Annotated in this window: 10 protein-coding genes; 7 read left to right on the top strand and 3 right to left on the bottom strand. The window is 49.6% G+C overall.

The features are described 5' to 3' along the window. The coding region (locus ACTIE6_RS06370) for a 2-hydroxyacid dehydrogenase (protein ID WP_439555835.1) at window positions 1-701 on the bottom strand (701 nt) is incomplete at its 3' end. Window positions 702-882: 181 nt separating this feature from the next. Here ACTIE6_RS06370 and ACTIE6_RS06365 point away from each other — a divergent pair. The 7 genes from ACTIE6_RS06365 (at window position 883) to ACTIE6_RS06335 (ending at window position 9004) form a co-directional block, all read left to right on the top strand. Next, window positions 883-1917 carry an SDR family NAD(P)-dependent oxidoreductase gene (locus ACTIE6_RS06365; RefSeq protein WP_439555834.1) on the top strand — a complete coding sequence of 345 codons (1035 nt, stop codon included), beginning with the start codon at window positions 883-885 and terminating at the stop codon, window positions 1915-1917. Window positions 1918-1995: 78 nt separating this feature from the next. Then, window positions 1996-2805 (top strand): helix-turn-helix domain-containing protein, encoded by an 810-nt coding sequence (locus ACTIE6_RS06360; protein WP_439555833.1) that lies wholly within the window; start codon window positions 1996-1998, stop codon window positions 2803-2805. Window positions 2806-2879: 74 nt separating this feature from the next. Further along, window positions 2880-3824, top strand: a complete 945-nt coding sequence (locus ACTIE6_RS06355) for a helix-turn-helix domain-containing protein (RefSeq protein WP_439555832.1) — start codon at window positions 2880-2882, stop codon at window positions 3822-3824. A gap of 87 nt (window positions 3825-3911) precedes the next feature. Next, window positions 3912-4751 carry an SDR family NAD(P)-dependent oxidoreductase gene (locus ACTIE6_RS06350; protein WP_439555831.1) on the top strand — a complete coding sequence of 280 codons (840 nt, stop codon included), beginning with the start codon at window positions 3912-3914 and terminating at the stop codon, window positions 4749-4751. A gap of 419 nt (window positions 4752-5170) precedes the next feature. After that, window positions 5171-6175, top strand: a complete 1005-nt coding sequence (locus ACTIE6_RS06345; protein ID WP_439555830.1) for an ABC transporter transmembrane domain-containing protein — start codon at window positions 5171-5173, stop codon at window positions 6173-6175. Then, window positions 6168-7520: an HlyD family secretion protein gene (locus ACTIE6_RS06340; protein ID WP_439555829.1), complete on the top strand. Its 1353-nt coding sequence runs from the start codon at window positions 6168-6170 to the stop codon at window positions 7518-7520. Before ACTIE6_RS06345 ends, ACTIE6_RS06340 begins: the two co-directional genes overlap by 8 nt. Before the next feature lie 29 nt (window positions 7521-7549). Beyond that, window positions 7550-9004, top strand: coding sequence for a TolC family protein (locus tag ACTIE6_RS06335; protein WP_439555828.1), 1455 nt, complete (start codon window positions 7550-7552; stop codon window positions 9002-9004). 8 nt (window positions 9005-9012) lie between these two features. On the opposite strand, the gene ACTIE6_RS06330 is transcribed toward ACTIE6_RS06335, so the two are convergent. Next, window positions 9013-9645 carry a response regulator gene (locus ACTIE6_RS06330; RefSeq protein WP_439555827.1) on the bottom strand — a complete coding sequence of 211 codons (633 nt, stop codon included), beginning with the start codon at window positions 9643-9645 and terminating at the stop codon, window positions 9013-9015. Between the two features lie 62 nt (window positions 9646-9707). Next, window positions 9708-11824 (bottom strand): ATP-binding protein (locus tag ACTIE6_RS06325; RefSeq protein ID WP_439555826.1); only part of this gene is annotated, 2117 nt, incomplete at its 5' end.

The raw sequence follows: 11824 nt of genomic DNA, 5'->3' as shown, positions 1-11824 counted from the left end.
CGACTTGTGTTGATCAACGTAACACCCTTTTTCATAACCCCGAGTGACTGCTCGTTGATCATATAATGTGTATCCTCGTTCAACGGGCAATGCAGCGAAATGATATCGCTGGCAGCTAGTACCTCATCGAGCGGCGCATATTCAACTCCTGAATTTTTAAGCGCTTCGTTTGGGTAAAGATCGTGGGCGATTACTTTGCAGCCAAAACCTTTCATGATGTGGCAGAACGCGCTGCCGATTTTTCCGGTACCGATCACGCCAACTGTTTTGCCAAATAGATTAAAACCCAGCAATCCGTTCAGCGAGAAGTTTTGTTCCCGCACCCGGTTGTAAGCTTTGTGCGTTTTGCGGTTGAGTGTAAGCAGCATGGCTACGGTATGTTCCGCGACTGCCTGCGGGGAATATTCAGGTACGCGGCAAACCTGGATACCGTACGAACGCGCAGCTTCCAGGTCGACATTATTAAAGCCTGCGCAACGCAATGCAATGATCTTCACGCCCTTTTCAGCCAAAACACCAATTACCTCCGCATTGACCTTGTCATTTACAAAAACACAAACTGCCTTTTCATCCTGAACTGCATTCACAATGTGCGGCCCCAAATGGGTTTCCAAGTATTCAATTTCAAAACCGTAAGACTGGTTATAGGCATTGAAAAACTGCTTGTCATAAGGTTTGGCAGAAAAGAACAGGATCTTCATACGAATGGGTTTAGATGGTAAAAAGCGCAAAGCTGCGGCATAACGTCAGCCCCAAATGTGTAAAACAATCGGGTATTGTCAAAATTGGTGACTTTCTTAACAAAGTAAATTGACGTTCCTAACAAAATGCAGTCGGAGCCCGCCTGGTACTTTTGTCCTATCACTTTAAACAAAGATTCGAATGGGACAAAGCAATTATCAGGGCGCATTACAGCAGCCACTAGGCTCGGGTTTCAATGCAGCATCAACTGCCAGCGAGGTAATCAGCGGTATCGATCTCACAGGGAAAATCGCTATCGTGACCGGCGCCAATGCGGGTATCGGACTCGAAACTGCCAGAGTTTTGGCCGCAGCCGGAGCTACCGTGATCGTTCCGGCGAGGGACTTGGAAAAGGCCCGGAGAAATCTGGCCGGCATTCCGAATGTGGAAGTGGGAGAGATTGATTTCATGGACCCGGCTTCGATCGATGCATTTGCAGCTGCTTTTCTGGCAAGCGGGCGGCCACTCCACCTGCTGATCAACAATGCGGGTATTATGTGGGTACCGCTACGGCGTGACAGCCGCGGGATCGAGTCGCAGCTGGCTACCAATTACCTTGGGCAGTTTCATATAACCGCGAGGTTGTGGCCCGCATTGGTCAAAGCGCAAGGTGCCAGGGTGATCAATGTATCTTCCCTGGGTCATCAGATGGCGCCTTTTGACTTTGAAGATCCTAATTTCCTGCATCGTGCCTACGAAACCCTGCAGGCGTACGGACAGTCGAAAACGGCAAGCAATTTATTTGCGCTTGAACTGGACAACTTCGGAAAGGCGTTTGATGTGCGGTCGTATTCACTGCATCCCGGTTCCATTCACGGTACAGAACTTGGCCGGGAGGCTTCGTTGGAGCTTTTTCAGCAAATGGGCTTTATGGATGCAGAGGGTAACCTGTTGCCAGAAGTAGCTGCCTCTCTGAAAACGGTTCCCCAGGGAGCAGCCACAACGGTCTGGTGCGCCACAAGTCCGCTGCTGGACCAAATTGGTGGTGTTTACTGCGAGGATGCAGACGTAGCCGAACTGAGCGCGAAAGGTAATGCAGGAGAAATGCAGCGCGGAGTGAGACTGTATTCACTGGATGAAACAAATGCCAAAAAGCTCTGGAAATGGAGTGAAGAGGTGACGGGTATCTCGTTTGGGCAGGAATCGAATGCGGCGGTTGCGAAAGGCCAGCTATAAGTCGCCGAGGATTGCTGTGTATGTTTTTGTTATCTTGATTCAATCGTTTAAAACCTGCCGGCCGAAAGCCTGTTGTTTATGGAACACATTTCAAAATACCTGACAAAAGAAATCAAGCTTTCCAGCTACGACGACAAGCTTTTCAAGTCGGACCTGATGTTTGACGATCATATGCTGATCTGGTTTATTTCGGGAGAAACGAAGATCATACAGGCAGATGCCACTTACTACTTCCGCGCGGGTGACATTTTCCTGATCCCTAGAAACCAGCTGGCAACCATTGTGAATTATCCCAAAAACGGCTTGCCCCATAAAACGGTGGTCATGCACTTGTCGACGAGCCGGCTCAGGGCGTTTTATGACAAAGTGGAAGTAAGGCGGCATGTAGTCCCTGAGCAGAAGATTTTCAGCTTTAACAACCATCCTTTGCTCGAAAGCTGCCTGACATCCCTGATACCTTATTTTGATGTGAAAGGCGAATTCCCGGAGACGATCGCCTCGCTCAAAATCACCGAAGCGATCACGATCCTGCGGGAGATCGACAGGAATGTAGACAGCGTGCTGGCCAATTTTGATGAACCCGGTAAGATCGACCTGGTTGATTTTATGCAGCGTAATTTTATGTTCAATATGCCCATGGAAAAGCTGGGGTACCTCACCGGGCGGAGCTTGTCGACTTTTAACCGTGACTTTAAAAGAATATTCAATGTAACTCCCCAGAAATGGCTTACCGAAAAGCGACTTGAACTGGCGCATTACCAACTGGCGCAGCAAAGAAAGAAGCCGGTTGAAGTGTACCTGGAAGTAGGTTTCGAGGACCTTTCCCATTTTTCATTCGCATTCAAAAAGAAGTACGGAGTCGCTCCGACGCAGGTGGGCCGCGTGTAAAATGAACCAGGTGGCGCATTTTGTATCAGTTTGGTCGGCTGTTATATTTGGGTAAAGTAAAAATGTTAACACGAATGGAGAACGCAACGATCCCCCGGGTGGAACTGGAAGCTTTTGCGCAGGACAGCTACGAAGTGCCTTTACTTGACGTGACGCATTATCCTGTTGATTCCAGCTATTTTGTGATAGAAAACCGTGACAATTATCCCATCAGGAATTACATATCGCCGCACCGCAGGAAATTTTATAAGATATTTCACATGACTTTCGGTACCGGCGTGCTCACCATTGGTTTGCACCGGTATGAAATGGGGCCGAATGAAATCGCATTCCTTCATCCTGACGAGATTATGTCGTGGCAAACTACTTCCAGTGAAACGGGCGGGCATTTCTGTCTCATTCATCCCGATTACTTTGGTCGCGAAGCAGATCATGTGCTTCAATTATTCAGGCAGTATCCCTACTTCGCCAGCGACAAAGCGGTTATTCAGCTCACAGACGAGCAGTCGGACAGGATTGACGGCTACTTTAAAACCATGCTGAAAGAAGAACGTGGTAGCAGTGACGATAAGAAGCAGGCTATTTTGCTGCATTTGCAGATGTTGCTCCTGGAAAGTCAGCGGGCCGGAAAGAACAGGGCTACTGCCGCAACGCCCGAGGGTTACGGGCATATCTACCGTTTTTTGTCGCTGCTCGAATCCGCATTCCAGGTGGAGGAACGAAGTTCGTACGCCAGGCTGAAAACCGCGGCCGAGTTTGCAGACGAGTTGCAGGTGCATCCCAACTACCTCAATGCATTAGTGAAAAGCCATACGGGAAAAACATTGCGGGAACATATTCAGGACCGTTTGCTGCACGAAGCCAAGTCCCTGCTGGTACAAACCAACTGGGGGATCAACGAGATCAGCGACGGACTGGGGTTTTCGGGTCAGGCTGCTTTTACCTCATTTTTCAGGAAAAAAACGAATACGTCACCCTCAGCTTTCAGGAAAAGTACGTTTGTGCCTGCCCATATTTGAAAGTCGCAAATTCACCTGTGATCCGAATAAGTGCCTTCCCGGTGCTTGTGAGCAACTTTGTGCCATACAAATTAACAACTCACAAGCATGGAAACACAAAAGGTTTGGTTCGTTACAGGCGCCTCAAAAGGACTGGGTTTAACATTGGTAAAAAACCTGTTACGCGAAGGATATAAGGTTGCCGCAACTTCAAGGGATGTAGCCGCATTACGCGCAGAAGCGGGATATGAAGGAAGCGACTTTTTGCCTGTGCAGGTAGATCTGACAGACAATGCTGCGGTACAAGCAGTTGTTGAAGAGATCATCGGCAGATTGGGCGGCATTGACGTGGTGGTCAACAATGCGGGGTACGGGCAGCTCGGTACGCTGGAAGAGCTCACCGACGAGGAAGCGCGCAAGAATTTCGATGTCAATGTCTTCGGCGCTCTGAATGTAATCCGTCACGTGATGCCGCACTTTCGTGACAAGAAGTCAGGCGCGTTTTTCAACATCTCTTCCATTGCCGGCTACCTGGGTACCTTCCCGGGTTGGGGTATTTACAATGCGACGAAGTTTGCAGTCGCCGGATTTACCGAGGCACTTTCCGCGGAAGCGGCCTCACTCGGCGTCACAGCGACGGTTGTGTATCCTGGTTATTTTAAAACAAACTTCCTGTTGCAGGGATCGCTGCGGACAGCTGCCAGCCCGATCGCTGCATATACAGAAGCCCGTGACCTGGAAGTACTCCACAACGAACAGATCATAGGTAACCAGCCGGGCGATCCTGAGAAGGCCGCCGCCGCATTAATCCGCGTGGCAGAACTGGAAAGCAGGCCGCTGCACCTGTTCCTGGGTTCCGACGCATTCGCAATGGCGCACAGCAAGATTGAAGCTGTTCAGCGTGATCTGGCCGCGTTTGAGAATGTGAGCAAATCCACGGATTTCTAGCGATCCGGATTACAGCCTGAGAAGCAACCCGGTACCCAGTGCCGGGTTGCTTTATTTTGTGGTGATATAAGCCGGAGTTCTTTTAAGGTTGTAATCAAAAATGTATAAACAGTTACACACAGCTTCTACAAACCTGGCGTTTGTAACCGGTCGCTGAGTAAGAATGCCGCAGGTCTGCCATGTCGGGCGAGACTGACATAGCCCTGACGCAGCCCTGCCTTCGTTGGGTTATGGGCCGAAAAATTTGGATGCATCTGAGAAATATGCCTGACAAACTGACTTTTGGCATATTTTTTGGTTCCGTTTATCGGGAATGATCTATTAACCCGGCTTTATGAGAGTAAAGCTCCTCGTCAGTCTTCTGCCGTGAACAGGTAAAATGGGAAGCTGGAAAACTATGTTAAACGAATATTAACTAAATGAAGAAGGGACATCATGTCGAAGCTCCCACTGCCTGGGAGAGATTAGTGGGAATGCTTTATGTTGAAGGATCGACAATCAATTTCATTTTCATTTACGCCATTCTGATTGGTCTTATCGGGCTCACCTTGCCACTGGGCACCACAGCCGTTTTTAACTTCCTGTCCAATGGCGCATTATTCAGTTCTACGTATATATTGATCGGTATGGTGCTTCTGGGCGTGATTGTCGGCGGAAGTTTGCTGATCGCCCAGTTGACACTCGTGGAGGTACTTGAACAGAAGATCTTCACAAGAGCGGCACTGGAATTTGCCTACCGCTTTCCGAGGATCAAAAGATCGGAGCTGGAAGGTGAATATCCGCCGGAACTGGTGAACCGCTTTTTTGACGTCACTACCATCCAGAAAGGACTTACAAAGCTCCTCGTCGATGTGGTCGCATCCACGGTACAGATCTTTTTTGCTGCGATCCTGCTTTCCTTTTACCATCCTGTTTTTATTGTGTTTGGTGTGATAACTGTGTTGGTTATTCTTCTTATGCTCGGACTTTTCTATAAACAAGGTTTGATGACGAGCATTGAGGAATCAGAGCACAAATATGAAGTAGTGGCCTACCTGGAATCTGTGGCTGCGGACCTGGACAAGTACCGTAACCAGCCTGCCCAATTGAGTAAGGTGATCATGGAAACAGATAAGCTTACGTCCAGATACCTCAGGGCAAGGAATGACCATTTCAGGATCCTGCGGAAGTTTTTCGCGAGTTCGGTTGCATTGCGGACTGCATTAATGGGCGGGCTCCTGCTTTTAGGTTCGCATTATGTAATTGAAAGACAAATGACGCTCGGGCAGTTTGTTGCCGCCGAGGTGATCATCGTGCAAATCAGCTACGCAGTTGAAAAATTCATGACCAATCTGAATACACTCTTTGATATGGTAACCGGTAGCGAGAAGCTTGCAGTTGTTACAGATCTTGAACTTGAAGAAAGTGAGGTGAGACATGGCTAACGAAACGCTCGAACAAAACAGGTGGGAAGAAATGGGAGTATTCTCCCGGGAACAGATCCTGACCACCCGCGCTCCGAAAGCACTGGGCAAAATCATGCTCGCCCTGCTGCTGCTATTTATCATCGTGCTGTTTTTGCCCTGGCGGCAAACTATTCCCGGACGTGGCTACGTGACTGCATTGCGCCCGGAGGACAGGCCGCAAACCGTGCAGAACCAGATCGGCGGACGCATTGAGCACTGGGGAGTAAGAGAGGGGCAACACGTTCAAATGGGAGATACCATTCTTGTTATTTCCGAAACAAGCCAGTCCTACTTTGACCCTGAACTGCCGGTACGTTTACAAGAACAACTTTCTGCCAAAAAAGGAAGTGAAGATGCAGCCGCCCAGAAAATGGAGGCTACTAACGCACAAATGCGCGCGCTTACTGCTGCATTGTCAATCAAACTGAATGCGGCCCGCAACAAGGTAAAACAGGCAGAGAACTACGTGACCATCGACAGCGCCGACCTGGTAGCAGTGCAGCGGTTTTATGAAATCGCGAAATCGCGGCTGGAACGTTATGAGGCGGGTTATCAGAACGGGCTCTTTTCGCTGACGGACATTGAATCGAGAAGGTTGAAGTTGCAGGAAGATAATGCCAAAGTGATCAGCCAGCAAAACAAGCTGAACAACTCCATTCAATCACTCCGGAATGCGCGGATTGACCTGGATAATATTAAGGCAGAATATGATCAGTCGCTGGCAAAAGCGCAATCCGACCTGAGCTCGGCATTATCGAGCAGAGTGAGCGCGCAGGGTGAAATCGCCAAGCTCCGCAACGAAATATCCAATATCAATATCCGCCGCGGATTGTACGTGGTGCGTGCCCCGCAGAATGGTTTTGTGGTTAAAACGCTGAAAGCGGGTATTGGCGAAAATATCAAGGAAGGAGAGTCGATTGCTACACTTCAACCAGATGCACCTCTGGTCGCTGCCGAGATTTACGTGGATGCTATGGACGTGCCGCTGATCCTGAACGAAAGTGACGTGCGTTTGCAGTTTGAAGGCTGGCCTTCGGTACAGTTTTCCGGCTGGCCGTCAGTAGCGGTCGGAACTTTCGCGGGTAAAGTATCGGTGATTGACCTGGTAAGCAGCGAAGGCGGGAAATACCGGCTTTTGGTGAAACCGGCGGATCCGGTTCCTGAAAAAGACCAGCCATGGCCCAAGCAGCTGCGGCAGGGTTCGGGTGTTTACGGACGTGTGATTTTGCGGTCTGTTCCGCTTTGGTATGAGATCTGGCGACTGCTGAATGGCTTCCCGCCGAGCTTGCAGAATGAGCCGGATGTGCAGGTAGGAGCGAAGTGATGAAAAAAGTGGCCGTAACATTGTTGAACATGGATTACTTCATAAAAGGGGAGCGACTGATCTTCCTGCTGCTGGCGCTTGTTGCCTTTCAGGTAACAGGCCGCGCTCAGAGCGATACCATTCCCGAAAATGCGAGGGTATTCGCATTGCAGGATTTTGAGCAGATCGTTCTGGCCAATCACCCGATTGTAAAGCAGGCGGGCTTGCTCAGCGAAGAGGCCAGAACGAAGGTGCAGCAAGCGTGGGGTGATTTTGATCCCAATCTTAAAAGCTATTTTGGCAGAAAAACATTTGGTGGCACCGACTATTATAACAACTGGTCGAATGAGCTGAAAGTGCCGCTCTGGCTGGCTGGCGCTGACCTGAAAATCGGTTACGACCGCAATGTAGGTGCTTACACGAATCCCGAAACGCGCACAGCCCAACCGGGACTTGCCGGGCTGGGATTAAGTGTTCCGATCGGGCAGGGTTTTCTGATTGATGCACGCAGAAATACATTGCGGCAGGCCAGGGTAATGGTTAGTTATGCCGAAGCAGAAAGAATCAAGCAGATTAACCTGGTTTGGTATGAAGCCGTGAAAGATTATTGGAACTGGTTTTATGCGTACCGTCAGTTTACATTGATCCGCGAAGGTACCGACCTGGCTTTGAAACGGTTTTTATTTGTCAAAAACCAGGTGCTGATCGGCGACAAGCCCGCCATTGATTCAGTGGAAGCAGCAATTACCTACCAGGAGCGCAGTTTGCAGCTTGAAAAAATCAATGTAGAGCTGAATAACGCACGTCTCGTGATGTCGAACCATTTGTGGAACGAGCGCGAAGAACCGCTGGAACTGCCTGCTAATTCAGTACCGCAGGATACAGAGCAGCCCGGTGCCGATTTTTACAAAAACCAACTGGAAACACTGATCAGCAATGCAGCTACCTCACATCCGGAGCTGCTGCTGCTGAAAAACAAGGGTTTGCAGCTTCAACTCGAAAGGAATTACCGCCGGGAAATGCTGAAACCCAAGCTCAATGTGAGCGCTTCGCTCATTACCACCAGAACGGATTTCGGCTCCTACGTACCTGAATACTACGATTTGCAATGGAGCAATTATAAGCTTGGGGTAGATTTTTCATTTCCGCTGTTTTTGCGAAGCCAGAGAGGGAAGTTGAATGAGATTAAAGTCAAACAACGCGCGCTGCAATACGATGTTCAGCAAACAGGCCGTGAGATCAATACCAAAATCCTGAGCTCCTTCAATAGTCTGCAAGCTTATGAATCACAGCTGGTAATCCAGGCTAAAAGCATCGAAAACCAGCAAACACTCCTCAATGGCGAACTCGCTAAATTTGACCTCGGGGAAAGTACATTATTCCTGATCAACAGCAGGGAAACGAAGCTGATCGATATGAAGATCAAACTGGCCGAGCTTGTAGCCAGCTACCAAAAAGCAGTGGCGCAGCTGTACTATTCAGTGGGAACAGTAACAGACAGGTAAGCCGGTAATTATACCAGCCGCTCTTTAATAGCCAGACTAACCGCCTCCGTGGCGCTGTTCACATACAGCTTATCGTAGATATTTCGGATGTGGTTGTTGACAGTATTATAAGTAATGCGGCATTCGGAAGCGATCAGCTTGTAGCTGTACCCTTTAACCAGGAAGCTGAGTATATGCTTTTCGCGTTCGGTGAGGTGGTAATCCTTTTTAGCAGTGGAATCTGCCGAAAAATGCCTGAGTACCCTGGCGGCAATGCTGCCGGTCATCGGCGCGCCGCCTTCGAGTGCCTCTGTTAAACTTTCCAAAAACCGCTCCGGACTTGTTTTTTTGAGCAGGTATCCATTTGCGCCCGCGCGCAGACTTTCAAAAATGCGTTCATCGTCTTCGAAGTTGGTCTGGATCAATACCGGCAACGCACCGAAATGTTTCCTCACCAGCCGCGTTGCCCCGATTCCGTCCATGCCCGGCATATCAATATCCATTAATACAAGGTCGGGTTTGGAAGCTGTAATGTCTGCAACCAGGTTGTCTGCATTGGGAAAAGTGCCTGTACAGGTAAAATTGCCGGACAGGTTAAGCAGCATTGCCACGCTGCTCAACCTTTCCTGGTTATCGTCGAAAATAATGATCCTTGAAGCCATCGTGTAAAATTAGTTGATCGCCGCTTGTAATAACATAGCAAATATTTGTTATCGCTGCGGTGTCAGAAAGTCAATGTGATCACCGTTCCTTCGCCTGTTACCGAGTGAATGGCCAGTTGTCCCCTGATCTGTAATGCGCGCTGCTGCATGTTCGCGAGCCCGTTCCCACGTCTTGCAGATTCTTGGTCAAATCCTTTCCCATTGTCTTGAATCACCATTTTAACATGGTTCTCTTCCTGGCTGACGATCACACGGATACTCGTGCAGGCAGCGTACTTGGCCGCATTGTTGAGTGCCTCTTTGAAGATCAGGTACAGGTTCTTGCGCGTCTGCATATCCAGTTTCATGTTTTCGAGGTTTGGATCTGTTTCAAAATGGAATGCAATGCTTTTTGACTCAGCCAGTGCGCTGCCAAACTGAAACATGCGGGCAAACACATCTTCAATCTCGTCGCTGCCGGCCTTTACGCTCCATATAATATCACTCAGCCCTTCCTGTACCTGCTGAGCATTGTTTTTTATCTTTTCCACAACCTGCTGAACCTCGGGCTTTTCCATTTGCATTAACAGCGCCTGGCTGTAAAAGGTAATGCTGCTGAGCGTACTGCCGATTTCGTCGTGCATATCCGCGCTGATCCCGTTGCGTATTTGCTGAATTTGCAGGATTTGTCCCAGGCGATAGCGGTAAAAAAGATAGAGGACCAGCCCGATGGAAAGCATGCTCAGCAGGTAAAACCACACCGATTTATACCAGGGCGCAACCACCCGCACAGGTACCTGCCACTCTCGGCTACTCCAGTCGGCGCCTGCGGCGGATACCTGTACCCGTAGCTTGTAATTGCCTGCGGGCAGACTGTTCAGCAGCAACTTGTTCCCATTTTCGAAGATCTGCCAGCGGTCATCGTCCCAACCTTCCAGTTTGTAGCGAAAGCGGTTGCGTGCCGTATTCTGGTAATCGGGGCTCATGAAAGAGAATGCAAAAAGGCGGTCGCCCGGGTTGAACACGATCTCGCTGCCGGGTTGATGGTTGGTGACCGTGTCGGTAGTGTTCCGGTCTGCATCGTATTTGGAATAGGAGATCAGCTGCAACGGACGTTCTTTACGGGCACTGAGGTCAATGCGTGCGGGATCAAATGCGACGATCCCGTTTAGGCCGCCAAAATACAAAGTACCATCCCGCGATTGCAGGTAAGATCCGTGGTTGAACTCCATGTGCGGCAGTCCGTCGCTGGTACTGTAATTAAAGAATTTCTGTGTGCGGACATTGAAACGAGAAAGACCTTTGTTCGTGCTCAGCCAGAGGTTACCGCGTTTGTCGGGCAGGGCGGCGTAAATGTTGTTATCGGGCAGACCGTCCTGCGTGGTAAAAAGCCGGGCCTTTTTTTGAATGGTATCAATGCGGATCAGGCCCTGGCCGGAAGCAGCCCACAATGCATTTTCATGCCAGATCGTGTGGAATATCTGCAAGGCGGGGAGCTGGATCTTGTCTTTGGAATTCTGTCCGAAATGCTCGCGGACCGTCGCATCCTTGTTTATCACATACAAACCGTTGGTGGTACTTACCAGAATGCTGCTGTCTTTCCACGCCATAAAATGGTTGACCCTCGCATGTTTGATGTATGCACCGGCTTTGTCGTTAAGCAAAATGGGTTTCAGGTCGCGGGTATCGATCGTGGCCATGCCGCCCCAGGTTCCCATCCAGAGCGTATGTTCATTCAGTTTGTAAAAAGTAGTAAAACCGCGGCCGCTTACAGCCGGGAATGCAACCGGGTAAAAGCGCTCTGTCTCAGGATCGATCCTGATAAACTGGGTACCGTCAGTTACTGCATAAACCTGGTTCTGGGCAAAGAGTACTTTATAGGGAATTACATTGTCGCCGGGCAGATTACTCGGCCGGTGCAGCGCCATATGTCGCCTCATTCCCGTTACCGGATCAATCTGGTGAAGCAAATAGGTTCGTCCGTCGCGGTTGAAACCATAGGAACATACCCATATTTTACCCGAATCGTCCTCCGTAATACCGCGGATGCTGCTGCCGATATCGCCCGGCTTTTCGAGGGGTACATTCAGGTATTTCCGGAAAATTTCTTCGGTCAGCGTGATCTTGAAAAGTCCGTCCACGCACGAAATCCAGAAGCTGTCGTCGGAGCTGAGGTAAGCGGTGAAAAAGTAGCTGTTGG

Origin of the sequence: Dyadobacter sp., from assembly GCF_051859145.1 — a bacterium.
Taxonomy (GTDB): domain Bacteria; phylum Bacteroidota; class Bacteroidia; order Cytophagales; family Spirosomataceae; genus Dyadobacter.
This window is presented reverse-complemented; position numbering and strand designations above follow the sequence as displayed.